A 25,980-nucleotide genomic window follows, 5' to 3' on the forward strand; every position below is an offset into this window, starting at 1 on the left:
GAGATGCAACCCATCGACACGGTCGAGATGCACACCGGCGGCGAGCCGGTGCGCATCGTCGTCGGCGGTTATCCGGCGCTGCCCAAGGCAACCCTGCTCGAGCGTCGGCGTCACGCGCTCGAGCACCACGACGACGTGCGTCGGCTCCTCATGCGCGAGCCGCGCGGGCATTTCGACATGTATGGCGCGGTGCCGCTCGAGGCCGATGCGCCCGACGCGGATTTCGCCGTGCTGTTCCTGCACAATGAAGGCTACTCCACCATGTGCGGGCACGCGGTCATCGCGCTCGGCCGCTGGGCCGTCGACAGCGGACGGGTCGCCCCGCGGGAGCCGGAGACCAGGCTTGCCATTCAATGTCCTTGCGGGGTCGTCCGGCTCCGGGTCGAGGTCAAGGGCGGACGCTCCGGCCGCGTCCGGTTCGAGAGCGTGCCGGCCTTCGCGCTCATGCTCGAACGTTCCGTCGAGGTGCCCGGCCATGGCAGGCTCGCCGTCGACATCGGCTATGGCGGGGCGTTCTATGCCGTGCTCCCGGCGAGCCGGCTCGGGCTCGAGCTGAAAGAAACACCCCCTGCCGCCATCGTCGAGCGCGCCAGCCTGGTCAGCGAGGCCGTCCGCGATCAGCTGGCGATCCAGCATCCGGAGGACAAGGATCTGGGCTTCCTCTATGGCACCATCCTGACCGACGGCAGCGATGCCTGGTCGCCGGAGCCGAGCCTGAACGTCTGCATCTTCGCCGACCGTCAGGTCGACCGCAGCCCGACCGGCAGCGGGGTCACCGCCCGCATCGCCCTCCAGCGCGCCAAGGGGCTGATCCAGGAAGGACAAGAACGCGCCTTCGAAAGCCTGACCGGCGCCCGCTTCACCGGAAGGGCGATCGGCCGCGCGCGGTCAGGCGTCCATGAAGCGGTCGTCGTCGAGGTCGGCGGGCACGCGCACTATGCCGGGACGGCGCGGTTCACCCTCGAGGATGACGACCCGCTGGCCCAGGGCTTCCTGTTGCGCTGAGAGAGTGTGGATGCTGGAAGCGCTCACCCCGTCTTCGCTCTACGCGCTCGCGACCGTCATCATGATCGACGTGGTGCTGGCGGGCGACAATGCCGTGGTCGTCGGCATGGCCGCGGCGGGGCTGGAGCCGCGGCAAAGGCGACGGGTGATCCTGGTCGGCGTGGCGGCGGCGACGTTCTTGCGCCTCATCTTCGCCGGTGTGGCCACCCAGCTCCTGCACATCATCGGCCTCACCCTTGCCGGCGGCATCCTCTTGCTCTGGGTCGCTTGGAAGATGTGGCGCGAGCTCCGCGCGAGCCCTGCCCTGGACACGGCCGGGCCAGAAGCGGGCGAGCAACCGTCGCCGACATCGGCCAAGAGCTTCCGGCAGCGGGTGCTGCAGGTGATCGTCGCCGACGTCTCCATGTCCCTCGACAATGTGCTGGCCGTGGCCGGTGCGGCGGGCGAGCATGTCTGGGTGCTGGTCGCGGGCCTCAGCGTGTCGGTGGCGCTGATGGGAGTGGCCGCCAACGCTCTGGCCAACCTCCTCGATCGCCACCGCTGGATCGCCTGGATCGGGCTGGCACTCGTCCTCTATGTGGCGCTCGCCATGATCGTCGAGGATAGTCCCCATGTGTGGGCTCGGATCGTCGGGGGCTCCTAACTCCGCAGCTGAAACAGCACCACCGCGGCGATGCCGGGACCGCTGATGACGAGCGGGCCAGGATCATCGACGATCAGCGTTTCCCGCGACATCAGCGCCTGCGAGCCGAGGCCCTGCACCTCGACCCGGCCGTGGCAGCAAAGGATCGCCACGGCCGGCACCGGCGGCAGCTCCAGCGGTGCCAGCGGCCGCGAGACCGTCAGCTCGTGGCGCAATCGGGCGCGGTCGGTCATCACGTTGAAGTCTTCCGATGGCCCGCCCAACAGCGTCGCCGTGGTCGGCCACTCGCCCTGGAAACCGACCGGCTCGAAGGGCCGCTCCAGCCGGGCGCCGCCATGATCGCCGAAGTCGAGCGCCATGCCTCCGCCCGACATCAGCATGATGCTGCGCTCGTAGCCGGGAAAGGGCGAGAACGGACCGGATCGCTCCACCCGCGCCAGGCTGAGCCGCCAGAGGAAGGCGTCGGCGACGCCCGCACCCGGCGGATCGACGGCGATCTCGGTCGTGCTGCCGCCGCCGTTCTTCCAGGGCATGACCCGGTAGTCCGCGGCCTTGAGATGGCGTAAGCGAGACGGCATGGTGGTGCGCGGCCCTTTGAACCTGACGAACCTAGCATGATCGGGTGATGCCAATGGCGAGCGAGCCCGGCAAGTTCGAGCGCTACTACGAAGCGGTCGCAGAGACGCCGCCGCGGCCGAGCTTGCTGAAGGCGCTCCAGCTCTTTCAGGCCGAGGGTCGCGGGGCCGGCACCGCCGCCGATCTCGGCTGCGGCAGCGGCACCGATACGGTCGAGCTGCTGCGCCGGGGTTGGCGGGTGATCGCGATCGACAAGGAGATGAGCGCGCTGGGTCGGCTGCAGGCGCGCTTGGATCTGCCCGCCGAACCGATGCTCGCCTTGCGCTGCGAACGGTTCGAGGAGGCCGATTGGGGCATGGTCGATCTCGTCAATGCGAGCTTCGCCTTGCCTCTGGTCGAGCGGGCGCTCTTCCCCCAGTTGTGGCGCCGCGTGACCGACTCGCTCTCTCCCGGCGGCCGCTTCGCCGGCCAGCTCTACGGGCCCCGCGACGGCTGGGCAGAGCATCCGGGCTTGACCGTGCTCACCCGCGCCGAGATCGAAGCGCTGGCGACGGATTTCGCCGTGGAAGAGCTGGACGAGATCGAGCGCGACGGCGAGACCGCCATCGGCAAAGCCAAGCATTGGCACTATTTCAATCTCGTGCTGCGTCGGCGGTAAGTATCTCGTTCCCGAGACCAAAGATGTCTGGGCGAAAGACCCTCACCCCAGCCCTCTCCCGCCCGGGGAGGGTCGGGGAGGGGGTGATCCTCACCCCCTCCCAAAGTCCACCCCCAGCGGGAGAGGGAGTCAAAGAAATGCTTCGCTAGCCCCTCTCCCGCATCGCGGGAGAGGGAGGGGTCCGCGCAAAGCGTGGGAGGGTGAGGGTCGAAATCGGCGCGGAATGGGACCGCTACGCCGCGGGCGCCGGCCAGGTGGTCTCCGGGTCCAGGGGGTAGATCGGCCGCTTCAGGCGCTTCCAGGTAAAGCGGGTCAGCACCTGGCTGACGAGACCGGGAGCGTCCACCTCGATGGTGCGCTCCGGGGGAAAGAGGTGATCGAAGCCGGCGCGGAAATGCCCGCGGCTTTTGACCACCACCGAGCGCAGCGCGTCGATCTTCACGCCAAAATTCTCGAAATAACCCGTGTCGAAGGCCTGCTGGCGGCGGCTGACGACGACGACGCGGATGCCGCCCAAATCGAGGGTCGCCGTCGGCCCCAGCCTGACCGTGCGGCCGGCGACGGTGCCGCGCCTGCCGACGAAGCTGCCATCGGAGAGATGGGCGACTGTCGCCTCGGCCTCGAAGGGCTTCGAGAACTCGGTCGTCTCGGCGCGATTGAAGCGCGCGCGGAATCGCTGGCCCAGACCCAGACGATGCGCCTCGGCGGCGAGATCGGGATCGAAGAAGGGCGAGATCGCCACCCCCTTGGCGCCGGCGGCATGCGCGCCGGCGAGGATCCAGGTGGTGTTGCCGCGGCCGCCACCGCCGGGATTGTCGGCGCAGTCGGCGAAGATCTCAGCCGGCCGCTCCGGGTCGCTGCCATTCGCCAGCATCATTCGGATCGCCTCTTCGAGCGGCGTCAGCCGAGCGACATAGCGCGCCCGGTCGGCCCAGCCCAGCCGGGCGAGATCCTCGGCCAGACGCTTGCCCGGTGCCGGATCGTTGCGGGAGGTCACGATGATGGCGATGCCGTTGTGGTCGGTGTCGCCCCAGACGAAGCCGCCGAGGATCGACACATTCACGATGTCGGGACCGAGCCGGGATTGGCCGTAGCTGATCAGGTCGGCGTAGGGGCCCCTGGCCGTCAGCAGCGCCACCGAGGGAGACACCAGCGGCAGCCGGATGAAGCTCGGATAGTAGCGGACACCCTGAAGCCGCTCGCGCATCGCCTTGGCCGCCTCGATGCCGCGCTCGCGCATGTCCACATGCGGATTGGTGATATAGCTGATGAGGAGATCGCTCGATGCCACCATGCGGTCGGAGATATTGGCGTGCAGATCGAGGGTGGCGATGATCGGCGCGTCGGCTCCGACGATCGCCCGCGTCGCGGCGAGGATCTCGCCGTCGGGATCATCGCTCTCGGTGGTGGTGGCGGCACCGTGCTGAGAGCAATAGACCCCGTCCAGCGGCATCGCCGCTTTCAGTCCGTTGCGGAACTCCTCCAGGCAGTCGCGAAAATAGCGGGGATCGGCCGGGCCCGCCGCACCCCCGGAGGTCACCAGGATCGGAACCGGCGTCCAAGGGCCGCCGGCATTCATGGTTTCGATGAAGCTCGTCACATTGTGGGCGATGCGCGGATTGGGCTTCGCTGCCTCGCCCAGAATCTCCGGTCCGCGAAACGCATTGAGCTCGAACTCGGCCCGCCCGATGACCGGAGCAAAGCGGTTGCTCTCGAGCGCGAAGCCGAGGATGGCGATGCGGGGTTTGGCGGCGGACATGAAGGCTCCGAAGGCGTTGCGGCCGGGGCATGCTCAAGCAAAGTTGAACATGGCGCAAGGCGGCGGTTTGGTTGCTTGAGCTGATCAAACCCGCTAGCGTCCGTCCCCATGATGTGGTCTCCCCCATGACCTGGTCGGTCGTCGCTCGCGAGGAAAAGACCGGGGCATTCGGCGTCATCGTCTCGACCAAGGCGTTCGCCGTCGGCTCGCTCTGTCCCTTCGCCAAGAGCGGCGTCGGCGCGCTTGCCACGCAGGCGCTCGTCAACGTCACCTATGGGCCCCGGGGTCTCCGGCTGCTCGGCGAAGGTGTGGCCGCCGAGGACGTGGTGCGCCTCCTCATCGGCGCCGATGCCGGGCAGAGGACGCGCCAGCTGCATGTGCTCGATGCCCAAGGCCGGAACGCCGCCCATACCGGGAGCGACTGCGTCGCCTGGTGCGGGCATCTCGTTGCCGACAAGGTCTCGGTCGCCGGCAACATGCTGGCCGGTCCCAAGGTGATCGAAGACACGGCTGCCGCCTACCAGCGGGGTGCCGGCAACCCCTTCCCGGAGCGGCTGATGGCGGCGATGGATGCCGGACAGGAAGCCGGCGGCGACAAGCGCGGCAGGCAATCGGCAGCACTCATCGTCTACACGAGCGAGGACTATGCCGACATCGATCTCCGCGTCGACGACCATGCCGATCCCCTGATCGAGCTCCGTCGCCTTTATGGCGTATTCAATGGTCGGGCCCAGGCGTTCAAGCGCTGCCTCGCCACCCGCGCCAACCCGACGGGGATCTTCGACCGGGAGGAGATCGAGGAGATCATCGCCCGCGCGGCTGCGACGGCTTCGTGAGCCTGGCTCGGCCCGTGCCCGAGGCGCAATCGGCCGAGCCCTTGCTCAGCGTCGAAGATCTGGTCACGCATTTCCACATCGATGATGCCGTCGTGAGAGCGGTGGACGGGGTGTCGTTCACCCTCGAGCGCGGCCGCACCTTGGGCGTGGTCGGCGAATCCGGCTGCGGCAAGAGTGTCACCGCGCTGTCGATCATGGGCCTGGTGCCGGACCCGCCGGGCCGCATCGCCGGGGGCCGCGTCACCTTCGACGGGATCGAGCTCTTGAAGCTGCCGCAGAGCGAGATCCAGGAGATGCGGGGCAACCGGCTGGCGATGATCTTCCAGGAGCCGATGACCTCGCTCAACCCGGCCTTCACCATCGGCGATCAGATCACCGAGGGAATCCTCCGGCATCGCCCGATCGGCCGCGAGGAGGCGCGCAATCAGGCGATCGAGCTCCTGCGCCGGGTGCGCATTCCCTCGCCCGAGCAGCGCTTTTCGGAATATCCCCACAAGCTCTCCGGCGGCATGCGCCAGCGCGTCATGATCGCCATGGCGCTCGCCTGCGCGCCCAACCTCCTCATCGCCGACGAGCCGACGACGGCCCTCGACGTCACCATCCAGGCGCAGATCCTCGATCTCCTGCGCCGGCTCCGCCAGGAGACCGGCATGGCGATCATGCTGATCACCCACGATCTGGGCGTGGTCGCCGAGATGGCCGACGAGGTGATCGTCATGTATGCCGGCAAGGTGGTCGAGCGCGCGCCGGTGCTGCGCCTCTTTGCCCGGCCGGAGCATCCCTACACGATCGGGCTCATGGGCTCGATCCCGCAGCTGCATCTGGAGCAGCCGCGGCTGGCGGCGATCGAGGGCCAGGTGCCGAATCCGGCGATGCCGCCGGCCGGCTGCGCCTTCCACCCGCGCTGCCCGTTCGCCGAGCAACGCTGCATCGACGAGACGCCGGGGCTCCGCACTGTCGCCCCGGAGCATGCGGTCGCCTGCTGGCGGGCGCCCTTGAGCGGCTCGGAGGCGTAAGCTTGGCCACCGCCACTCCGCTCCTCCGGGTCGAGAACCTGGTGAAGCACTTCCCGATCCGCAAAGGCATCTTCGCCCGCATCGTGGCCTCGGTGCGCGCCGTCGACGGCGTCAGCTTCAGCGTGGCCCCGGGCGAGACCTTGGGGCTGGTCGGCGAATCCGGCTGCGGCAAGTCGACCCTGGGACGCCTGGTGCTGCGCCTCATCGATCGCAGCGCGGGCACGGTCTACTACAATGAGAACGACATCTTCACCCTCGACCAGGGCCAGATGCGCCGGCTGCGCCGGGACATGCAGATCGTCTTTCAGGATCCCTACGGCTCGCTCAATCCGCGCCTCACGGTGGGCGATATGCTGGAGGAGCCGCTTCGGCTGCACGGGCTCGCCCAAGGGGCGGCGGCGCGCGAGCGGGTGCGCGAGCTCCTGGACCTGGTCGGGCTCGCCCCCTACCACGCCAGGCGCTACCCGCACGAGTTCTCCGGCGGCCAGCGCCAGCGCATCGGCATCGCGCGGGCACTCGCGGTCGAGCCGAAGCTCATCGTCGGCGACGAGCCGGTCTCCGCGCTCGACGTCTCCATCCGCGCCCAGGTGATCAACCTCCTGCAGGATCTGCAGAGCCGGTTCGGCTTGAGCTACGTGCTGATCGCCCATGATTTGGCGGTGGTGAAGCACATCGCCGACCGGGTGGCGGTCATGTATCTCGGCAAGATCGTCGAGCTCGCCGACAAGCAGGCGCTGTTCGCCGAGCCCAGGCACCCCTATACGCGCGCCCTCCTCTCCGCCATTCCCATCGCCGATCCCCGGCTGAACCGCGACCGGGTCATTCTCGAGGGCGACGTGCCGAGCCCGATCAACCCGCCCCCCGGCTGCCGCTTCCACACGCGCTGTCCCTTCGCCAAGGAGCGCTGCCGGGTGGAGGAGCCGCTGCTTCGCCCGGAGACGAACGGGCACGCCACCGCATGCCATTTCTGGGCGGAGATCGGCCCGGCGGGCGCCATCGTGCCGAGGCCCTCGAGCTCGGCAGGCAGCGAGCGGCTGGCCCGGCTGCAAGGCGCCTTCCGTCGGCCGCGCCGGAACGGGGAAGCCGCCTCGTAATCCAGACCCGCATACTCCGCCGGCGCATATAGGCCTTGCGGAGCCTCCGACGAGAGTGGACAAATAGTTCCGATAAGAAACACGGACCAACCGTCAGGAGGAACAGGACATGGCTTTGCGTAAACCATCGCTGCGCCAGGCGCTCTGCGCCCTGTCGCTGGCGGCGCTGGCGGCGACGGCCGCACCCGAGGCCCAAGCGCAGCAAAAGGTGCTCCGGGTCGTGCCCCATGCCGACCTCAAGGTGCTCGACGGTTACCAGACCACCGCGACCATCACCTCCATGCATATGGGCTCGGTCTACGACACGCTGTTCAGCTGGGACGAGAACATCGAGAACCAGCCGCAGATGGTCGAGCGCTACACGGTCTCGAGCGACAAGCTCAAATACACGATGACCTTGCGGCCCGGCCTCAAATTCCACGATGGCCAGCCCGTCACCTCCAAGGACGTGGTCGCCTCCTTGCGACGCATGGTGAAGCGCGAGGTCTTGGGCCGCTCGATCGAGCCCTTCCTTGCCTCGGTCGACGCGGTCGACGACAAGACCTTCACCATCAGCCTGAAGGAGCCGTTCGGCCTGCTGCTCTTCGCCATCGGCGGCTCGCCCAATCTCGAAGGCATCTACCGGGAGAAGGAAGCGCTTACCGACCCGAACACGCTGATCACCGAGGCCATCGGTTCCGGCCCGTTCAAGTTCAACAAGGCGGAGTGGGTGCCGGGCAGCCGAGTCGTCTACGACAAGAACATCGACTACGTTCCTCGTTCGGAGAAGCCCTCGGGCTTCGCCGGCGGCAAGGTCGTCAAGGTCGACCGGGTCGAATACAAGGTGATCCCGGACGAGGCCACCAAGTTCGCCGCCTTCAATGCCGGCGAGGTGGACTTCCTCGATCAAGCCTCGCTCGAGCTGGTCAAGACCGTCGAGAGCAATCCCGACGTGGTCGTCGGCACGATCTGGACGATCGAGGGCTTCGGCGTCATGCGGCCCAACCACCTGCACCCGCCCTTCAACAATCTGAAGGCGCGCCAGGCGCTGGCCCTGATGGTCGATCAGAAGGACTACATGGCCGCCGGCGTCGGGCCGCAGAAGTATTGGCATGAATGCTTCTCGATGTGGATCTGCGGCACTACCTACGGCACCGAGGCGGGTGCCGAGCCCTACCGCAAGCCGAATCTGGAGAAGGCCCGGCAGCTGATGAAGGAGTCGGGCTACAACGGCGAGAAGGTGCTCCTGATGGGGCCGGCCGACATCCAGTTCATCAATGCCTTCACCATGGTGACGGCCGACAACCTGAAGAAGATCGGCGTCAACGTCGACCTCTTGATCACCGATTGGGGCAGCGTCGTCTCAAGGCGCGCGAAGATGGAGCCGCCGGCCCAGGGCGGCTGGAACATCTTCCACACCGGATCCGGGACGGCCTCGCAGGCGAACCCGATGAGCAGCAACACCTCGACCACGAACTGCAAGGATGCCTGGTTCGGCTGGCCCTGCGATGCCGAGTCCGAGAAAATGCGCCAGGCCTTCATCCGCGAGACCGATCCGGCGAAGCAGAAGCAGATCGCCGAGGCCTTGCACAAGCGGCTGTGGGAGGAGAACATCCCCTACATCCCGGTCGGCCAGTACCAGCAGCCTTTCCTGTGGCGCAAGAACACCTCGGGCTGGCTCAAGGTCAACACCGTGGTGTTCTGGAACGTGGATAAGAGCTAGGCGGCTGACTCGCGCGGCGTCTGCCCTCACCCTCCCCGCTATCGCGGGTCCCCTCCCTCTCCCGCCTTGGGGGTAGCCTATGGGAGGGGGTGAGGATCACCCCCTCCCCAACCCTCCCCTGGGCGGGAGAGGGAGGGGGTGAGGGTCCTCGCGGACGACCACGACAAGAGGGAGATCTCGCATGCATCGCGTTCTCATGCTGGCGGCCTGCGCTTCCCTTGCACTCGCCGGCACGGCCTTAGCGCAATCGACCTTGCGCATCGGATTGGCCGAGGATCCCGACATCCTCGATCCCAGCATCGCCCGCACCTACGTCGGGCGCATCGTGTTTGCCGGGCTCTGCGACAAGCTCGTCGACATCGACAAGGACTTAAAGCTGGTGCCGCAGCTCGCCACCGAATGGAGCTGGTCGGCCGATCAGCGCCAGCTCACCTTCAAGCTCAGGCCCGGCGTCACTTTCCACGACGGCGAGCGGTTCGATGCGGACGCGGTCAAGTACAACATCGAGCGGCACCTGAGCTTGCCCGAGTCCCGGCGCAAGACCGAGATCAGTCAGGTGCAGTCCGTCGACATGCCGGACCCGATGACGGTCCGCCTCAATCTCGAGGTGCCGTTCGCGCCGCTCATCGCGCAGCTGACCGACCGTGCCGGCATGATGCTCTCGCCGAAGGCGGCCAAGGCCATGGGCGCCCAGTTCGGCACCAACCCGGTCTGCTCCGGCCCGTACAAGTTCGCCGAGCGGGTGCAGCAGGACCGCATCGTGCTCGACCGCTTCAAGGAGCACTGGAACAAGGACGCCTACCATTTCGATCGGGTGACGTACCTGCCGATCGTGGACAACACCGTCAGGCTCGCCAACCTGCAGTCGGGCCAGATCGATCTCGCCGAGCGGCTGGCGGCGACCGACATCGAAGCCATCAAGAAAGGCGACAAGCTCACGGTCAATTCCGTCGTCAGCCTCGGCTATCGGGACATCCTGATCAATGTCGCCAATGGCGAGCGGGCGAAGACGCCCTTGGGCCAGGACAAGCGGGTGCGCCAGGCCCTCGAGCTCTCGATCGACCGCGATGCGATCAACCAGGTGGTCTTCAACGGCAATTTCCGGCCGGGCAACCAGTGGGTCTCGCCCTCGAGCCCGTGGTATGCGAGGGGCACCCCGATCCCCAAGCGCGACCTGGCCCGGGCGAAGGCGCTCTTGAAGGAGGCCGGCCACTCCAGTTTGAGCTTCACCATGATGGTGCCCAACAACAACGAGACCCTGCAGGTGGCCCAGGTGATCCAGGCGATGGCCGGGGAGGCCGGTTTCGAGGTCAAGCTCTTGGCGATGGAGTTCGCCACCTCCCTCGAGCAGTCGGCAAAAGGCAACTTCGAGGCCTACCTCATCGGCTGGAGCGGGCGGGCCGATCCCGACGGCAACCTCCATGCCTTCGTCTCCTGCGCCGGCGCGCAGAACGACGGCCGCTATTGCGACAAGGAGATGGATGCGCTCCTCGACAAGACGCGGGCGACCAACGACATCGAGCAGCGGATGCTCGTCTACGATCAGGTGGCGAAGAAGCTGCAGGTCGACCGGCCGCTCATCTACATCTACCACGACACGCTGTTCTGGGTGGCGAACAAGCGGCTTACCGGCTTCAACGCCGTGCCCGACGGCATGGCCCGGCTGGCCGGCCTCAAATTCGAGTGACCTAGGCCCCCACCCCAGCCCTCCCCCAACAAGTTGGGGGAGGGAGTGGAGATCGACCCTCCTGCTCCCTCCCTCGCCGACAGGCGGGGGAGGGCTGGGGTGGGGGCATCGGGGCGCTCGCTTGAACCGGGCCGCCCGTCGCGGCTAGGATGCCGGCTGCTGGGGGCTTTGCAATTACAACAGGCGCCGGTGCTTACCTTCCGGACGCCCCGGTCATGGGAGAGCTAGGATGCACCGCGCCTTATTGCTGGCGGCCACGGCCGCGCTCGCCTTCGCTCAGCCGGCGATGGCGCAGTCGAACTTGCGCATCGGCCTGGCCGAGGACCCGGACATTCTCGACCCGACCATGGCCCGCACCTTCGTCGGCCGCATTGTCTTCGCCGGGCTCTGCGACAAGCTGATCGACATCGATAAAGACCTGAAGCTGGTGCCGCAGCTCGCCACCGAGTGGAGCTGGTCGGCCGACAACCGCCAGCTCACCCTCAAGCTGCGCGCCGGCGTCACCTTCCATGACGGCGAGAAGCTCGACGCGGAAGCCGCCAAATTCAGCATCGAACGGCATCAGACGATGCAGGAGTCGATGCGCAAGGGGGAGGTCAACCAGGTCAAATCGATCGACATCGTCGACCCAATGACCATCCGGCTCAATCTCGATCAGCCGTTCTCGCCCTTGATCGCGCAATTGACCGACCGCTCGGGCATGATGGTCTCGCCCAAGGCGGCCAAGGCCGCCGGCAACCAGTTCGGCAATCGTCCGGTCTGCGCCGGTCCCTACCAATTCGTCGAGCGCGTGCAGCAGGACCGCATCGTGCTCGAGCGCTACAAGGACCATTGGAACAAGGCGGCGTTCGCCTTCGACAAGGTGACCTACCTGCCGATCGTGGATAATTCGGTCCGGCTCGCCAATGTGCAGTCGGGGCAGATCGATCTCGCCGAGCGCATCGCCGCCACCGATGTCGAGACGGTGAAGAAGGATGCCAAGCTCAACCTGCTTTCGGTGGTCGGCATCGGCTACAACGGCATCACCGTCAACATCGGCAATACCGACCGCGCCAAGAACCCGTTGGGCCAGGACAAGCGGGTGCGCCAGGCGCTGTCGCTCTCCATCGATCGCGACGCCGTCAATCAGGTGGTGTTCAACGGCAACTTCACCCCCGGCAATCAGTGGGTGTCGCCGAAGAGCCCCTGGTACGCCAAAGGCACGCCCGTTCCCAAGCGCGACGTGGAGAGGGCCAAGGCGCTCTTGAAGGAAGCCGGCGTTGCCAATCCGAGCTTTACCTTGATGACCCCGAACAACAATGAGGCCATGCAGGTGAGCCAGGTGATTCAGGCCATGGCGAAGGAGGCCGGCTTCGACGTCAAGATTCAGGCGACCGAGTTCGCGACCTCGCTCAAGGAGTCCACCGCCGGCAACTTCGAGGCCTTCAACATCGGCTGGAGCGGACGGGTCGATCCCGACGGCAATTTCTTCAGTTTCGTCGCCTGCAATGCCCCGCTCAACGACGGGCATTACTGCAACAAAGATATGGATGCGCTGCTGGCCAAGAGCCGTGCCACCAACGACCTGGAGCAGCGCATGGTCGTGTACGAGCAGATCGCCAAGCTCGAAAATGATGATTTGCCGAACATCTACCTCTACCACAACGCTTGGTTCTGGGCGGCGCCCAAGCGCCTCTCCGGCTTCAACGTCGTGCCCGACGGCATGATCCGGCTGGCCGGCATGAAGCTGAACTGAGAGCGATGACGAGCGGCACGGAATCCGCTCTCGGCAGCAAGTCGCCGATGCCGCATGCCCCCACCCTACCCTCCCCCGCGCTGACGCGCGGGGGAGGGAACCGACGCAGCTCCACCCCCTCCCCCGCGACCGCGGGGGAGGGCAGGGGTGGGGGCGTGTTTGGCACCTGAACGGATCGGCGTCGCGCGATGTTCACCTACATCCTAAGGCGCATCTTCATCAGCGTGCCCACCATCGTCATCGTCTCGATGGTGGTGTTCGGCCTGCAGCTCTTGCTGCCGGGCGACCCGGCCTTGGCGCTGGCCGGCGAGGACCGCGACCCGCAGGTCATCGCCTATATGCGCCAGCTCTATCATCTCGATCAGCCGATCTATGTGCAGTACGGCTACTGGATCTGGGGCGTGCTCCAGGGCGACCTCGGCCAGTCCATCCGCTTGAAGCTCGCCGTGAGCGAGCTCGTTAAGGCGAAGCTGCCGGTCACCCTGCAGCTGGCGGTGATGGCGATGACCATTGCCATCCTCATCGGCATTCCGATGGGCATCATCTCGGCGGTGAAGAAGGGCTCCGCCCTCGACTATGCCGCCAACGTGGTCGGGCTCGCCGGCCTCTCGGTGCCGAATTTCTGGCTGGGGATCATCATGATCCTCTTCTTCTCGGTCGAGCTCGGCTGGCTGCCGGCCTCGGGCTATGTGAGCCCGCGCGAGGATTTGCGGCAGAACCTCTCCGCCATGATCATGCCGGCCTTCGTCTTGGGCTCGGCCATCGCCGCCGTGCTCATGCGCCACACCAGGAGCGCCATGCTGGTGGTGATGCGCTCGGACTATGTGCGCACCGCCCGCGCCAAGGGGCTGAGGGAGCCTCGCGTCATCTATCGCCACGCGCTTAGAAACGCGCTCATACCGGTGGTCACGCTCGGTGCCATCCAGTTCGGCCAGCTCTTGGGCGGTGCCGTCTTGACCGAGCAGGTCTTCACCATCCCCGGCTTCGGCAAGCTCATCGTCGATGCCGTCTTCAACCGCGACTACGCCGTCGTGCAAGGGGTGGTGCTGTGCACGGCGACCGGCTTTCTCTTCCTCAATCTCTGCGCCGACCTCATCTACTTCCTCGTCAATCCGCGCATGCGCGCCTAGTGTGATGATTCCGAAGTTCGTCGGCGAACTTCGGAATCATCACACTAGATTCAATTGATTAGTGGCCCGCTTATCCCTGAAATTCGCGGACGAATTTCAGGGGCGGGACACTTGGAGCCAAGCAGGATGGCCACGATCACGCTCCCGGAAGCCGAAGAGGCCGCCGATCGCGGCCGGGCCTGGCGGCGCCTCAAGCAGCGTCGCGGCGCCATCGTCGGCCTGGTGGTGGTGGTGGTCTTCGTGCTCATGGCCGCGTTTGCCCCCTATCTGGCACCCTATGATCCGCTCGCCACCAACTTCCTCCTGGTGCGCAAGCCGCCTTCGGCCGCGTACTGGCTCGGCACCGACGAGATCGGGCGCGACATTTTGTCGCGACTGATCTGGGGCGCGCGCGCCTCGCTTATGGCCGGGGTCATTTCCGTCGCCATCGCGGTCGGGGTGGGCGTGCCGGTCGGCCTCGTCTCGGGCTACTGCAAGGGCTGGGTCGACAGCCTGCTCATGCGCATTACCGATGCCTTGCTCGCCTGCCCCTTCCTCATCCTCGCCATCGCCATGGCGGCCTTCCTCGGCCCCAGCCTCTCCAATGCGATGATCGCCATCGGCATCACCACCACGCCCATCTTCATCCGCTTGACCCGCGGGCAGGTGCTGGCGGTGACGGTCGAGGACTATGTCGAGGCCGCCCGGGCCTTGGGCAATCCGCACATCCGCATCGCCTTGAAGCACGTGCTGCCCAACGTGCTGCCGCCGATCATGGTGCAATCGACCTTGGCGATCGCCACCGCGATCATCGCCGAAGCGGCCTTGTCGTTCCTGGGCTTGGGCCAGCAGCCGCCCTCGCCCTCCTGGGGCAGCATGCTCAACGTCGCGCGCAACTTCATGAGCCAGGCGCCCTGGATGTCCTGGTGGCCGGGCCTGGCGATCGTCACGGTGGTGCTGGCGTTCAATCTCTTGGGCGACGGACTGCGCGACGCGCTCGATCCCAAGGAGGGGTGAGCGCCGTCCGCCTCCGCCTGGTGTCGTGAATCTGAAATTCGTGAACACGAATTTCAGATTCAGGTCGACACGAGCTTATTGGATTTGCTGCCGCATGGCGAATGCCTCGGGCGGGAGTCCCGCTCACGACTGGGCCGAGTCCGGCAGATCGAGACTGCCGAGACACGGCAAGGCCCTCGGAGAACCGAGGGCCTGCGTGAACTTTACAGCAGCGCGGAATGTATTCTTTCGCCCCGACCGACGCATGGCATCGGCCGGCGCCGAAGACGGCCGGTCGAACCCGACCTAGCTGGTGGTCGTCTTCTTCGCCATCTTCTTCTTGGCGGCGGCGCTCTTGGCAGTGGTCGCCTTCTTCTTCGTCGCCATCGGCTTCTTGGCCACGGCCTTCTTCTTCATCGCCGGCTTCTTCTGCATCGTGGTCGCCGGCGTCTGCGTCTGGGCATAGGCGGCGTTGCTCATGACCGGCTGGGCCACGAATAGGCCGATCACCAGGGCCGCCGGAACCAGGAGAGCGAGTCGCATGGATTTATACTCTCGAATAAAGTGAACCTGGCCGCACTCTACGACTCCTCGAAGACAAAAACAACATTTTCATTAACCGAGTATTGAAAAGCGTGGCTCACGGAGTCATGAGCGCATGTGCTGCGCGCGGCAAGTCGAGGCTCGCCGCAAGCCCGCCCAGAGTGGAGCGCGCGAGCGCGATTCGTCCGCCATAGATGGCGGCGATGTCGCGCGCGATCGCCAGACCGAAGCCGGTTCCCGGCACCGCTTCGTCGAGGCGCGTGCCGCGCTCGAAAGCCTCGACGCCGAATGCGTCGGGCAGGCCCGGTCCGTCGTCCTCGACCGCGAGCATGAGGCGGTTGCCCTCGGCGCGCGCCGTTAGCCGCACCCGGTGGCGGGCCCATTTGCAGGCGTTGTCGACGAGATTGCCCAGCATCTCCTCCAGATCCTGCCGCTCGCCGAGGAAGACGAGCTCGGGCGCGCTGTCGATGCGAATGTCCAAATTACGCTCGGCATAGATCTGCGCCACGATCCGCCGCATGTCCTCGATCGTGGGCCTGACTTCGGTGCGCCGTCCGACCGGACCGCTGGCCCCGGCGCTGTGGGCGCGCGCCAGGTGATGCTCGACGTGGCGGTACAACACGGCTGCTTGCTGGCGCACCATGTCGGCCAAATTCCCGCTCTCGCCGCCGGCGCGCGCGGTCAGGACCGAGATCGGCGTCTTCAGCGCATGGGCGAGATTGCCGATATGGGTGCGCGCCCGCTCGACCACGAGATTGTTGTGATCGATGAGCGCGTTCACCTCCTCGACCAAGGGCGCCACCTCCTCCGGAAAGTCGGACGACAGACGCTCGCGCCTGCCGGCACGGATGTTGGCGATCTCGGCGCTGAGCCGCCGCAAGGGCTTCAAGCCAAGGCGCACCTGGGTGAACACCGCGCCGATGAGGCAGAGGCCGAGAAGCAGCAGAATGACCACCATGGCGGTATCGACCCGGGCGAGATCGGGAGCGATCGCCGCCAGGTCGACCGCGACCGAATAGTTGTAGCGGTGGTTGGAGCCCGGCAGGGTCAGCTCGAGCGCCACCAGCAGCAGCCGCTGGCCCTGGGGGCCATCGATCTCACTCTGCACCAGCCCGTCCTCGCCGCCGGCCACGCCCACCGGCAGGGTCTGATCGCCCAGGGACTCGGAGCGAAGCACGGGCAAGCCATCCACCCGGATCTGCCAATAGCGGCCCGAAAAGGGTTGGTCGAACTGGGCGTCGGGGAGCTTGCGGCTGAGCACCAGGCTGCCGTCGGGATTGATGTCGGTGATGAAGAGAAGCGTATCCAGGAGGATCTGGACGTCGTGGCCGAGATCGCGCTGGACCTGGCGGTGGAACAGGTTCGACAGCACGAGCCCGGCAACGAGGATGGCGCCGGCGATCCAGATCGTCGACAGCAGCAGCAGCCGGTCGCCGAGGGATCTAACCGCCATCGCTCTTCGCGGCTTTCCTTGCCTGTGACCGCATGAGCTCCGTCGCTGCCCCGATCCTCATGGAAGATCCGGGCTAGGCGGCATCACCATGTAGCCGAGGCCGCGGACGGTGATGATCACATCGACGCCGAGCTTCTTTCTGAGGCGGCCGATAAAGACCTCGATCAGGTTCGAGTCCTTGTCGTAGGTGTGGTCGTAGATGTGCTCCGCCAGCTCGGTGCGCGACACCGCCTTGCCCTGGTGATGCATGAGATAGGAGAGAATCTTGTATTCCTGGCCGGACAGGCGCACGGGCACGCCGCCCACGGTCACGCGGTGCGCGCGCGTATCCAAGGTGAGGGGTCCGCAAACCAGCTCCGCCTTGGCGTGGCCGGCGGAGCGGCGGATCACGGCGCGCAGGCGCGCCAGCACCTCTTCCATCTGAAACGGCTTGGTCACGTAGTCGTCGGCGCCGGCATCGAAGCCTGCCACCTTCTCGCTCCACCGGCCGCGCGCCGTCAGGATGATGACCGGCATCTGGCGCTGCTCGGCCCGCCAATGCTTCAGAACCGAGATCCCGTCGCGGCTGGGCAGGCCCAAATCCAGCAGCACCGCGTCATAGCTTTCGGTGTCGCCGAGAAAGTGTCCCTCCTCGCCGTCGGGCGAGAGATCGACCGCATAGCCCTGCTGGCGCAGCACCTCGGCGATATGCGGGCCCAGCTCCGGATCGTCTTCAACGACGAGGATTCGCATCAGCGACCGCTTCCTGCGAGCAGCACTGCAAGCGCGCAAGCCGGGAGCCGCTCGCCGCCGCACTCGGGATTGGGATCGGCATCGGCCTGGCCGGGACGACGGCCGGCAAGCGTCAGGCAAGCGCCGGTGATGACGCTAACAGGGACCATGTCACTTCGCCCCCCAAGGCGGAATTAAGCTAGCACGCCCGGCCCTTGGCGACGAGATTGCTCGCCGCTCGGCCAAGGATTCGCGCGGTTTTCCTCTGCGTTGCCGGCACGCGCCCGCCGAGGCTTGAGCAATCTCCGGTTAGGAACCGCACCGGCTCGATCGGTCTCGGTGGTGCCTTAGGCAAGCCAAGCCAAGACGGTGATCAGGAGCGAGGCGGCCACGCCGCCGGCGGCAAAAACCCCCGGCAGACCTGAAGCGTCATTTATGAACCAGAGCACGATTACCCCTTCCAATCAGTCTATATTATCTATATTTATCATAATCATCGCCATTCTCCAGAGTGATCGCTCGAAATTGTGACCGGCGGCGCGAACCGGCGCTTGCGGCTGGCGGCGCGACGTTGCGCTGTTGCTGAAAGGCGGCGGGCGTATTATGAGACAGTCAAGCTAGTTGGAAGATCGTGCAGGCAGTGGTCGAACGAGTGCTGGAAGCGCATCGCGCCAACTTTGACAGCGTTGAGTCTCGGTCGACCGGAGGCCGCGGTTGCGGCAACGAGTGTCCGGTCGGGCGCAAGAAGGGATAACGAATGCGCGGCCAGCCCCCTCCTGTCATCAAGGTGACGGATCTCATCGCGAAGGAATTCGCGAAGTTCCTCAATCGTGTGCAGAACGAGCATTCGGACGCCTTGGGCTCGTTCCTGATCGAGAGCGAATGGGAGCGCTACAAGGGCGACGCCGAGGGCGTGCTCAAATCCTTCGAGATGTCGGGCTACGCCATTTTGCCGCGCGATCCGAGCGAGACCATGATCGCCAAGGCCGACAGCTCCTTCCAAGCGAGCAAGAGCCTGTTGGGCCCGCGCGGCTTCCGCATCTACGTCACCACGATCTATCGCTCGATGGTGGACGCCTGGATGGCGACGCGCGACCCGCAGCTGATCACCGACATCATTTCGATGGCGCTGTCGCGCTCCTCCAATCCCGGGCGCCGGGAAGCCGCCTCGATGATGGACAACTCCTTCCGCCGCTATGCCAAGACCGCCGGGGAGATCCTCAACGATCTGGAGAAGTCCGGCTTCCTGGTGCTGCCCGACGAGGCGACGCCGCACATGATCTCCGCCGCCGTCGCGCAGACTGCCGAGCAGCGGGCCAACGCCAAGATGATCGGCGCCGACCCGAAATACTTGAAGTCGATCTACGAGAACCTGGTGGCCTCGCGCCCGGACGACTGCCGGGCCCCGAAGGCCTGATCGTCTCATCTATCGATTGTCATGTGCGGGGTGGACTTTAGGAGGGGGTGATCCTCTCGTCGGTCCGCTCTCCGCGGCCTCGACTCCGAAATCCCCTCCCCCGTCTCGGCCTTCGGCCTGCCCGGCCATGACGGTCTTTGGGATTGCGCCTTGCGAGAAAGCTCGGCGGCGCCGACTCAGCGGTTCGGGCGTTTCTTGTAGGCCTGCGCCAAGACCTTGAGCGTGCGCTGGTGCTTGACGCTTGCCGGCCCTTCGTCGGCCACCGGGCCGGGATCGACCTCAACCCGCTTGCCCCCGCCCAAAGCCTGGATGACCGCATCGAGGGCCGGACGTCCGGAAGCGGGCTTGGCTCTGGCCGGGCGGGCGGCGCGTGCGGCGGCGCGCTGCACGGCGAAGCCGCAGAGATTGGCGAAGAACGGCCGCACCAGCGCACTCTTCAGCCGCCCGTCCTCCTCGGCCCAGGCTTGCAGGATCCGGGCGGCCCGACGCTTGTCGCCCTCGGCCACCTTGAGCGCCTCCAGCGCCTTCGCCTCGACATAGTCCCGGCTCATCCCATCCCCCCGGAACCGCAACCCCGATCCCTCAGGCTCAAGTGCGCTCCCACCCTTTCGGCGAAGCGGCCGAGAGGGTAGCATGGAAGCGGAACTTTCGGCAGACGGAGGATCGGTTTCATGGCGGGTATGCTCGGCATCGGCGGCCTCGATCACGTGAACATCCGCACCCGCGACCTCGAGCGCTCCCAGCGCTTCTATCAGGATGTGCTGGGCATGCGCCTCGGCCCGCGGCCGGCGTTCACCTTTCCCGGCGCCTGGCTTTATGTCGGCGACCAGCCGGTCGTCCATCTCGTCGGCGATCCGAAAGCCCCACAGGGCTCGAAGGCCGCCTTCGATCACGTCGCCTTCGCCGCCAGCGGCATGGCGACGTTTAAGCGCCGCCTGGAGAAGGCTGCGATCGGCTTCGAATCGCGAATCGTTCCCGGCGCCCGGCGCTACCAGATCTTCTTGACCGATCCCGACGGGGTCAAAGTCGAGCTGCAGTTCGACGCCGCCCGCGAGGCGCGGCTGAAGGCCAAGACGCCCCAGCGGCGCGCACCCGGGGCCAAGAGCACGAGCAAACGACGGCCGGTCGGCGCCCTGCGTCGCAACGGCGCGCCCGCCCACCGCTAGGCACCGGCGATGCCCGGTCCGAAGCGATCCTGGCCGATGCTGGAGCAAGGCCGCAGGGCCTTGCTGATCGAGCTGGCGGCTTGTCTCCTGCTGGTTCTGGCGGCACCCCGCCACCTGGCGGCAGCGCAGCCGGCCAGCGCCGAGGAGATCCTCGCTTCGGTCGTGGCCGTTCACGCGAAGGTTCCCGGCACGGCGCGCACCGCCAAGACGCTCGGCAACGATCGCCGCGGCAATGGTGTCGTCATCGCCAATCCCGGCGGCGGCGCATCGGTGCTGGTGCTCACCATCGGCTATCTGGTGATCGAGGCCGACGAGATCGAAATCATCGGCAATGATGAGCGCGCAGTGCCGGCGAGCCTGCTCGCCTACGACCCCGCGAGCGGCTTCGGCCTACTGCGTCCGACCGCACCCATCGATCTGAAGCCGATCGAGCTCGGCGACAGCGCCTCCCTCGGCGAAGGTGCCGCCGCACTCGTCGCCGGCCATGGCGGTGCGGCGCGGGCGCGGGCGGTTCGCATCGTCTCCCGCCGCACCTTCGCCGGCGCCTGGGAATATCTCGTCGACGAGGCGATCTTCACCGCCCCACCCTACGGCGAATTCGGCGGGGCGGCGCTCATCGCCACCGACGGCAAGCTCGTCGGCATCGGCTCGCTCATCCTCAGCGAAGCCGCGAGCGGCGTTCCAGGCAACATGTTCGTGCCGACCGACCGGCTGAAGCCGATCCTCGCCGACATGGTGGCCAAGGGCCGCCCGAGCGCGCCACCCCGGCCGTGGCTCGGCATCAACACCCAGGAGGTCCGGGGTCAGCTGTTCGTGACCAGCGTCTCGGCCGACGGCCCAGCGGCACGCGCCGGAATCAAGGAGAACGACGTCGTGCTCGCCATCCATGGCCGGCCGGTCGAGGATCTGGCCGACCTCTATCGCAAGCTTTGGGCCGAAGGGCCGGCGGGGACCGAGGTGCCGGTCACGGTCCTCAAAGGGCGGCGCGTGGTCGTGGTTCCGGTTCCCTCGGCCGATCGCACGAGCTACCTACGGCTCAATCCCACCTATTAACCGGGTCGATGCGGGCCACCACTGCTACCAGTTGTGGGGCGCGCTTGTCGCTCCCTAGTCTTCTCACGTATAGTGCAGCGCACAAAGAATCTTGCGAAGCAGCAGGATTGGGTTGGTTCGTCGGCGTAACGAGCGAAAGCCACCGAGCGATGAATGAACTGAATGGCCATGGCTACTACCTTGAGGATCTGAAGGTCGGCATGTCCGCGCGCTACGCAAAAACCATCACCGATGCGGACGTGGTGCTCTTCGCCGGGATCTCGGGCGACACCAATCCCGTGCACCTCGATGAGGAATTCGCCAAGGAGACGATGTTTCACGGCCGCATCGCCCACGGCATGCTGAGCGCCAGCTTCATCTCGACCGTGCTCGGCACCAAGCTGCCGGGGCCCGGCTGCATCTATCTCAGCCAGAATCTGAAGTTCCGCGCGCCGGTGCGCACCGGCGACACGGTGGTGGCCCTGGCCACCATCACCAGCATCGTTCCGGAGAAGAAGCGGGTGGTGATGGAAACCACCTGCCGGGTCGGCAATCAGGTGGTGCTGGAGGGCGAGGCCACCGTCATGGTGCCGGCGCGGGCTGCCTAGAAGACCGGTTCCCGGGCCGCCATCGGCTTAGAGGGCCGGTTCCTTGACCTTCCGAATCGATCGGGCAATATTATTTCCATGGCACTGAGCCTCCGCATGGTTGGGCGAATTAGCGCCCCGGTCCTCGCCCAGGACCGGGTTGCCGCAACGTTCCCCGCCCCGTCCGCGTCGGAGTCTCCCTGCCATGGCGTTCATTCCCGCCCGATCATCTGAGCCGAAAGCAAGACAGTGCTGGACGGCGAGGCCGCCATCGCGCCGGCTATCCCCTGTCGCCGCCGCTAGGCCAGGCGCAAAAGCATTTGACTATGCGCGCCCCGCCACCGGAAAACTCGCCCCGACACATGGGCTCGGAGTGCTGGGCCCGCAGGGGTTAGCCCGTATGCAGCTCTTTCGCCATCACACCGGATTGCCCGACACGGCCCAGGGCGGCGTGGTCGCGATCGGCAATTTCGATGGGCTGCATCTCGGCCACCAGCGCCTGATCGACGAGGCCGGCCGGCTCGCCCGGGAACGGGGGCGGCCGCATGCGGTCATGACCTTCGAGCCGCACCCCAAGCAGCTCTTTCGCCCCGGCACGCCGCCGTTTCGCCTGACACCGTTCCGCACCAAGATGCACGTGCTCGAGGGGCTCGGGCTCGACGTCGTCTATGTGCTCACCTTCGATCGAACCTTCGCCCAGCGCTCGGCGGAGAACTTCATCGAGGAAGTGCTGGTCCAAGGCTTGGGCGCCTGCCACGTCGTCGTCGGCTTCGACTTCTGCTTCGGCCATCAGCGCCGCGGCACCGTCGACATGCTGACCCAAGCCGGAAGCCGGCTCGGCTTCGGTGTCACCCGCGTGGAGCCGATCCTCGATGTCTCGGGCCAACCCTATGCCTCCAGCCGCATCCGCCGTCTCTTGGGCGAAGGAAATCCGGCGGAGGCGGCTGCACTCCTCGGGCGGCCCTGGGAGATCGACGGCAGGGTGGAACCGGGCGCTCGGCTGGGCCGCACCCTCGGCTTTCCGACCGCCAACTTTCGTCTGGGCGAGACCCTCAACCCGGCCTTCGGCATCTATGCCGTGCGCGTGATGGCTCCGGCGCTGAAGCCGGACCACTGGTACGACGGCGTCGCCAATATCGGCATCAGGCCAACGGTCGCGAATGTAGGCGTCTTGGTCGAAGCGCATCTGTTCGACTTTGAGAGTGATCTCTATGGCCAGCACCTACGCATGGAGGTCATCGACTTCATCCGGCCCGAGGCGAAATTCGCCGGGCTCGAGGAGCTGACGAAGCAGATGCACGAGGATGCGGCGGCGGCTCGTGCCATCCTCGGCCATCGGCGGCCGGCCGGCCGGCAAAAGGTGGGCTCATGACCACGGACTACAAGCAGACGGTGTTCCTGCCGTCGACCGAGTTTCCCATGCGCGGCAATCTGCCCAAGCGCGAGCCCGAGCTCCTCAGGCACTGGGGCGAGATCGATCTCTGCCGGCTCCTGCGCGAGCGCTCGAAGGGCCGGCCGAAATTCGTGCTGCATGACGGTCCGCCCTACGCCAACGGCAACATCCACATCGGCACGGCGCTCAACAAGATCCTCAAGGACCTGGTGAACCGAGCCCAGCAGATGCTGGGCAAGGATGCCAACTACGTGCCGGGCTGGGACTGCCATGGCCTGCCGATCGAGTGGAAGATCGAAGAGGAATATCGCGCCAAGGGCAAGGACAAGGACGCGGTGCCGATCCTGGAGTTCCGCCAGGAATGCCGCGCCTTCGCCGTGCACTGGATCGGCGTGCAGATGGCGGAGTTCCGCCGGCTCGGCGTCGAGGGCGATTGGCAGCAGCACTACGCCACCATGGCGCATGCGGCCGAGGCGCAGATCTATCGCGAGATCGGCAAGTTCCTGCTGAATGGCGGTCTCTACCGGGGCGACCGGCCGGTCATGTGGTCGGTGGTGGAAAAGACCGCGCTGGCGGAAGCCGAGATCGAGTATCACGACCACAAATCGGCGACCGTCCATGCGCGCTTTCCGATCATCAAGGCGAGCCATCCGGCGCTCGCGGGCGCCTCGGTCGCGATCTGGACCACCACGCCTTGGACGCTGCCCGGCAACCGGGCCATCGCCCATGGCGTCGCCGGCGACGCAGAGCCCTTCGACTACGCCGTCCTCACCGTCGCCGCCGTCGGCGACGGCAGCCTCGCGCGCATCGGCGAGAAGCTCGTCGTCGCCAAGGCCTTGCAAGCCTCGGTCGAAGCGGCGTGCCGCTTCACCAGCGATCCCGGCGCCACGGTCACGCTCGCCGCCGCCGCGCTCTCCGGCACGATCTGCCGGCATCCCTTCCATGGACAGGGCTACGACTTCGACGTGCCGGTGCTGGCCGGCGACTTCGTCACCACCGAACAGGGCACCGGTTTCGTCCACATCGCCCCCGGCCACGGCACCGACGACTTCGAGCTCGGCCGCAAGCACGGACTGGAGATCCCGCGCACTGTCGGCGAGGACGGCAGCTACTATCCCCATGTGCCGCTGTTCGCCGGCAAGCGCGTCTATACGGCGGCGGGCAAGCCCGGCGATGCCAATGGCGCCATCATCAAGACTCTGGCCGAGGCGACGATGCTCATCGCCAAGGGCAGTCTGGTGCACAGCTATCCGCATTCCTGGCGCTCGAAGGCACCGCTCATCTTCCGCAACACGCCGCAGTGGTTCATCTCCATGGAGACGAACGGCCTCAGGGCCACCGCGCTCCAGGCCATCAACGACTCGCGGTTCGTGCCCGAGAGCGGGCGCAACCGGCTCTACTCCATGATCGAGCAGCGCCCGGACTGGTGCATCTCGCGCCAGCGGGCGTGGGGCGTGCCGATCGCGGTCTTCGTCAACAAAGAGACAGGCGAGCCCTTGCGCGATCCCGCCGTGATCGAGCGCATCGCCGCCGCCTTCGAGATCGACGGGGCGGATGCGTGGTATGCCGGCGATCCCTCGCGCTTCCTCGGCAACGACCACAATCCGGATGACTTCGAAGCCATCCGCGACATCGTCGATGTCTGGTTCGAGTCGGGCTCGACCCATGCCTTCGTCCTGGAGGCGCGGAAGGATCTCGGCTGGCCGGCCTCGCTCTATCTCGAGGGCTCCGACCAGCACCGGGGCTGGTTCCACTCCTCGCTCTTGGAATCCTGCGGCACCCGCGGCCGCGCTCCCTTCGATACGGTCCTGACCCATGGCTTCGTCATGGACGAGCAGGGGCGCAAGATGTCGAAGTCGCTCGGCAACACGGTCGCCCCGCAACAAGTCACCGATCAGTACGGCGCCGACATTCTCCGGCTCTGGGTGGTGTCCCTCGACTACACCGAGGATCTGCGCATCGGCCCGGAGATCCTGAAGCACCAGGCCGAGCTCTATCGGCGCATGCGCAACACGCTGCGCTATCTCCTGGGCGCGCTCGCCGGCTTCTCACAGGCGGAGATCGTCCTACCCAAAGACATGCCGGAGCTGGAGCGCTGGGTCCTGCATCGCCTCTTCGAGCTCGACCGCTTCGTGCGCCAAGCCGTCGAGGACTACGACTTCCATCGGCTCTTCACCGCGCTCCACACCTTCGCCACCGTCGATCTCTCCGCCTTCTATTTCGACGTGCGCAAGGACGCGCTTTACTGCGATGCGCCGGACTCGCCGCGGCGGCGGGCGACGCGCACGGCGATGAACGCGCTGTTTTCCTGCCTCACCGCCTGGCTTGCCCCGGTGCTCTGTTTCACCGCCGAGGACGCCTGGCTCAATCGCGGCACCGCCGTGCCCGACGATGCTGCCGAAAGCGTGCATCTCCGGGTCTTCCCTCAGGTGCCCGAGGCGTGGCGGGACGAGGCGCTCGCGGCCAAATGGGAGAAGATCCGCGCGGTCCGCCGCGTCGTGACCGGCGCTATCGAGCTCGAGCGGGCCAGCAAGCGGATCGGCGCTTCGCTTCAGGCGGCACCGAAGGTTTGGGTCAATCCGCCCTACGCGCGAGCCTATGACGGGCTCGACCCGGCGGAAATCTGGATCACGTCGGCGGCCGCCCTGATCGAGGCCGAGGGCGAAGCCCCCGGCCCCGATGACGCCTTCCGGCTCGCCGAATTGCCGGGGATCGCGGTGGCGCCGGAGCTGGCTCCCGGCCAGCGCTGCGAACGCTGCTGGCGGGTCTTGCCCGAGGCAAAGGAGCATGGCGCGCTCTGCCGGCGCTGCGAGGGCGTGGTCGGCGGCGCGGCCAGGGCCGCGGACTAACGTTGACGCGACG

General features: G+C 66.6%; 24 protein-coding genes. 17 read left to right on the top strand and 7 right to left on the bottom strand.

Translation table 11 applies throughout. The features are described 5' to 3' along the window. The first annotated feature begins 27 nt into the window (after positions 1–27). Both HY058_00280 and HY058_00285 read left to right on the top strand, forming a co-directional pair. Entirely contained in the window at positions 28–1,005 is a 978-nt protein-coding gene (locus HY058_00280; protein MBI3495721.1) for a proline racemase family protein, read from the top strand. Positions 1,006–1,015: 10 nt separating this feature from the next. Then, positions 1,016–1,648, top strand: coding sequence for a TerC family protein (locus tag HY058_00285; protein MBI3495722.1), 633 nt, complete (start codon positions 1,016–1,018; stop codon positions 1,646–1,648). Here HY058_00285 and HY058_00290 read toward each other — a convergent pair. Next, a complete protein-coding gene (locus HY058_00290) occupies positions 1,645–2,226 on the bottom strand; it encodes a HutD family protein (GenBank protein ID MBI3495723.1) in 582 nt (193 codons plus the stop codon). The two genes, HY058_00285 and HY058_00290, sit on opposite strands and share 4 nt — an antisense overlap. 47 nt (positions 2,227–2,273) lie before the next feature. Here HY058_00290 and HY058_00295 point away from each other — a divergent pair, with 47 nt between their 5' ends. Next, on the top strand, positions 2,274–2,882 hold the full coding sequence (locus tag HY058_00295) for a class I SAM-dependent methyltransferase (protein MBI3495724.1): 609 nt from the start codon (positions 2,274–2,276) through the stop codon (positions 2,880–2,882). 232 nt (positions 2,883–3,114) lie between these two features. Here HY058_00295 and HY058_00300 read toward each other — a convergent pair whose 3' ends face one another. Continuing rightward, the gene (locus HY058_00300; protein ID MBI3495725.1) at positions 3,115–4,641 is read right to left on the bottom strand and encodes a M81 family metallopeptidase; all 1,527 of its coding nucleotides are present in this window, start codon (positions 4,639–4,641) and stop codon (positions 3,115–3,117) included. A gap of 125 nt (positions 4,642–4,766) precedes the next feature. On the opposite strand from HY058_00300, the gene HY058_00305 reads away from it, so the two are divergent. From HY058_00305 to HY058_00340, 8 genes are all read left to right on the top strand, one after another. Next, entirely contained in the window at positions 4,767–5,477 is a 711-nt protein-coding gene (locus tag HY058_00305; protein MBI3495726.1) for a DUF1028 domain-containing protein, read from the top strand. 14 nt (positions 5,478–5,491) lie between these two features. Beyond that, complete coding sequence (locus HY058_00310; GenBank protein ID MBI3495727.1) at positions 5,492–6,493, top strand: ABC transporter ATP-binding protein; 1,002 nt, start codon at positions 5,492–5,494, stop codon at positions 6,491–6,493. A 2-nt stretch (positions 6,494–6,495) separates the two neighbouring features. Further along, positions 6,496–7,587, top strand: coding sequence for a dipeptide ABC transporter ATP-binding protein (locus tag HY058_00315; protein MBI3495728.1), 1,092 nt, complete (start codon positions 6,496–6,498; stop codon positions 7,585–7,587). A 109-nt stretch (positions 7,588–7,696) separates the two neighbouring features. Beyond that, positions 7,697–9,289: an ABC transporter substrate-binding protein gene (locus tag HY058_00320; protein ID MBI3495729.1), complete on the top strand. Its 1,593-nt coding sequence runs from the start codon at positions 7,697–7,699 to the stop codon at positions 9,287–9,289. 181 nt (positions 9,290–9,470) lie between these two features. Next, positions 9,471–10,976 carry an ABC transporter substrate-binding protein gene (locus tag HY058_00325; protein ID MBI3495730.1) on the top strand — a complete coding sequence of 502 codons (1,506 nt, stop codon included), beginning with the start codon at positions 9,471–9,473 and terminating at the stop codon, positions 10,974–10,976. A 229-nt stretch (positions 10,977–11,205) separates the two neighbouring features. Continuing rightward, entirely contained in the window at positions 11,206–12,711 is a 1,506-nt protein-coding gene (locus tag HY058_00330) for an ABC transporter substrate-binding protein (GenBank protein MBI3495731.1), read from the top strand. A gap of 188 nt (positions 12,712–12,899) precedes the next feature. Further along, positions 12,900–13,841 carry an ABC transporter permease gene (locus tag HY058_00335; GenBank protein MBI3495732.1) on the top strand — a complete coding sequence of 314 codons (942 nt, stop codon included), beginning with the start codon at positions 12,900–12,902 and terminating at the stop codon, positions 13,839–13,841. A gap of 126 nt (positions 13,842–13,967) precedes the next feature. Continuing rightward, positions 13,968–14,837, top strand: a complete 870-nt coding sequence (locus HY058_00340; GenBank protein MBI3495733.1) for an ABC transporter permease — start codon at positions 13,968–13,970, stop codon at positions 14,835–14,837. 285 nt (positions 14,838–15,122) lie between these two features. On the opposite strand, the gene HY058_00345 is transcribed toward HY058_00340, so the two are convergent. The 4 genes from HY058_00345 to HY058_00360 all read right to left on the bottom strand — a co-directional run bounded on the left by HY058_00345 (position 15,123) and on the right by HY058_00360 (position 17,693). Continuing rightward, the gene (locus HY058_00345) at positions 15,123–15,359 is read right to left on the bottom strand and encodes a hypothetical protein (protein MBI3495734.1); all 237 of its coding nucleotides are present in this window, start codon (positions 15,357–15,359) and stop codon (positions 15,123–15,125) included. Between the two features lie 97 nt (positions 15,360–15,456). After that, the gene (locus HY058_00350; GenBank protein MBI3495735.1) at positions 15,457–16,812 is read right to left on the bottom strand and encodes a hypothetical protein; all 1,356 of its coding nucleotides are present in this window, start codon (positions 16,810–16,812) and stop codon (positions 15,457–15,459) included. A gap of 57 nt (positions 16,813–16,869) precedes the next feature. Continuing rightward, complete coding sequence (locus tag HY058_00355; GenBank protein MBI3495736.1) at positions 16,870–17,544, bottom strand: response regulator transcription factor; 675 nt, start codon at positions 17,542–17,544, stop codon at positions 16,870–16,872. Continuing rightward, complete coding sequence (locus HY058_00360; GenBank protein MBI3495737.1) at positions 17,544–17,693, bottom strand: hypothetical protein; 150 nt, start codon at positions 17,691–17,693, stop codon at positions 17,544–17,546. Before HY058_00360 ends, HY058_00355 begins: the two co-directional genes overlap by 1 nt. A gap of 587 nt (positions 17,694–18,280) precedes the next feature. On the opposite strand from HY058_00360, the gene HY058_00365 reads away from it, so the two are divergent. Continuing rightward, positions 18,281–18,940, top strand: a complete 660-nt coding sequence (locus HY058_00365; protein MBI3495738.1) for a hypothetical protein — start codon at positions 18,281–18,283, stop codon at positions 18,938–18,940. Between the two features lie 176 nt (positions 18,941–19,116). Here the strand turns inward: HY058_00365 and HY058_00370 are convergent, their stop codons facing one another. Further along, entirely contained in the window at positions 19,117–19,491 is a 375-nt protein-coding gene (locus HY058_00370; protein MBI3495739.1) for a hypothetical protein, read from the bottom strand. Between the two features lie 129 nt (positions 19,492–19,620). Here HY058_00370 and HY058_00375 point away from each other — a divergent pair, with 129 nt between their 5' ends. The 5 genes from HY058_00375 (at position 19,621) to HY058_00395 (ending at position 25,967) form a co-directional block, all read left to right on the top strand. After that, positions 19,621–20,106 (top strand): VOC family protein, encoded by a 486-nt coding sequence (locus HY058_00375; GenBank protein MBI3495740.1) that lies wholly within the window; start codon positions 19,621–19,623, stop codon positions 20,104–20,106. Between the two features lie 36 nt (positions 20,107–20,142). Beyond that, the gene (locus HY058_00380; GenBank protein MBI3495741.1) at positions 20,143–21,159 is read left to right on the top strand and encodes a serine protease; all 1,017 of its coding nucleotides are present in this window, start codon (positions 20,143–20,145) and stop codon (positions 21,157–21,159) included. Positions 21,160–21,308: 149 nt separating this feature from the next. Next, positions 21,309–21,746 carry a MaoC family dehydratase gene (locus HY058_00385; GenBank protein ID MBI3495742.1) on the top strand — a complete coding sequence of 146 codons (438 nt, stop codon included), beginning with the start codon at positions 21,309–21,311 and terminating at the stop codon, positions 21,744–21,746. A gap of 379 nt (positions 21,747–22,125) precedes the next feature. Beyond that, positions 22,126–23,097: a bifunctional riboflavin kinase/FAD synthetase gene (locus HY058_00390; protein ID MBI3495743.1), complete on the top strand. Its 972-nt coding sequence runs from the start codon at positions 22,126–22,128 to the stop codon at positions 23,095–23,097. After that, positions 23,094–25,967: an isoleucine--tRNA ligase gene (locus HY058_00395; GenBank protein MBI3495744.1), complete on the top strand. Its 2,874-nt coding sequence runs from the start codon at positions 23,094–23,096 to the stop codon at positions 25,965–25,967. The genes HY058_00390 and HY058_00395 overlap by 4 nt, the downstream gene beginning before the upstream one ends. The last annotated feature ends 13 nt before the right edge of the window (positions 25,968–25,980 follow it).

This window comes from Pseudomonadota bacterium (genome assembly GCA_016195085.1).
Taxonomy (GTDB): domain Bacteria; phylum Pseudomonadota; class Alphaproteobacteria; order SHVZ01; family SHVZ01; genus JACQAG01.

Bases quoted from the DNA above. Each gene is read 5' to 3' on its own strand.
- HY058_00320 (MBI3495729.1), top strand. From the start codon at position 7,697: ATGGCTTTGCGTAAACCATCGCTGCGCCAGGCGCTCTGCGCCCTGTCG.
- HY058_00360 (MBI3495737.1), bottom strand. From the start codon at position 17,693: ATGGTCCCTGTTAGCGTCATCACCGGCGCTTGCCTGACGCTTGCCGGC.
- HY058_00355 (MBI3495736.1), bottom strand. From the start codon at position 17,544: ATGCGAATCCTCGTCGTTGAAGACGATCCGGAGCTGGGCCCGCATATC.
- HY058_00295 (MBI3495724.1), top strand. From the start codon at position 2,274: ATGCCAATGGCGAGCGAGCCCGGCAAGTTCGAGCGCTACTACGAAGCG.
- HY058_00285 (MBI3495722.1), top strand. From the start codon at position 1,016: ATGCTGGAAGCGCTCACCCCGTCTTCGCTCTACGCGCTCGCGACCGTC.
- HY058_00390 (MBI3495743.1), top strand. From the start codon at position 22,126: ATGCAGCTCTTTCGCCATCACACCGGATTGCCCGACACGGCCCAGGGC.
- HY058_00280 (MBI3495721.1), top strand. From the start codon at position 28: ATGCACACCGGCGGCGAGCCGGTGCGCATCGTCGTCGGCGGTTATCCG.
- HY058_00340 (MBI3495733.1), top strand. From the start codon at position 13,968: ATGGCCACGATCACGCTCCCGGAAGCCGAAGAGGCCGCCGATCGCGGC.
- HY058_00325 (MBI3495730.1), top strand. From the start codon at position 9,471: ATGCATCGCGTTCTCATGCTGGCGGCCTGCGCTTCCCTTGCACTCGCC.
- HY058_00345 (MBI3495734.1), bottom strand. From the start codon at position 15,359: ATGCGACTCGCTCTCCTGGTTCCGGCGGCCCTGGTGATCGGCCTATTC.
- HY058_00300 (MBI3495725.1), bottom strand. From the start codon at position 4,641: ATGTCCGCCGCCAAACCCCGCATCGCCATCCTCGGCTTCGCGCTCGAG.
- HY058_00290 (MBI3495723.1), bottom strand. From the start codon at position 2,226: ATGCCGTCTCGCTTACGCCATCTCAAGGCCGCGGACTACCGGGTCATG.
- HY058_00375 (MBI3495740.1), top strand. From the start codon at position 19,621: ATGCTCGGCATCGGCGGCCTCGATCACGTGAACATCCGCACCCGCGAC.
- HY058_00385 (MBI3495742.1), top strand. From the start codon at position 21,309: ATGAATGAACTGAATGGCCATGGCTACTACCTTGAGGATCTGAAGGTC.
- HY058_00305 (MBI3495726.1), top strand. From the start codon at position 4,767: ATGACCTGGTCGGTCGTCGCTCGCGAGGAAAAGACCGGGGCATTCGGC.
- HY058_00350 (MBI3495735.1), bottom strand. From the start codon at position 16,812: ATGGCGGTTAGATCCCTCGGCGACCGGCTGCTGCTGCTGTCGACGATC.
- HY058_00380 (MBI3495741.1), top strand. From the start codon at position 20,143: ATGCTGGAGCAAGGCCGCAGGGCCTTGCTGATCGAGCTGGCGGCTTGT.
- HY058_00370 (MBI3495739.1), bottom strand. From the start codon at position 19,491: ATGAGCCGGGACTATGTCGAGGCGAAGGCGCTGGAGGCGCTCAAGGTG.
- HY058_00395 (MBI3495744.1), top strand. From the start codon at position 23,094: ATGACCACGGACTACAAGCAGACGGTGTTCCTGCCGTCGACCGAGTTT.
- HY058_00335 (MBI3495732.1), top strand. From the start codon at position 12,900: ATGTTCACCTACATCCTAAGGCGCATCTTCATCAGCGTGCCCACCATC.
- HY058_00365 (MBI3495738.1), top strand. From the start codon at position 18,281: ATGCGCGGCCAGCCCCCTCCTGTCATCAAGGTGACGGATCTCATCGCG.
- HY058_00330 (MBI3495731.1), top strand. From the start codon at position 11,206: ATGCACCGCGCCTTATTGCTGGCGGCCACGGCCGCGCTCGCCTTCGCT.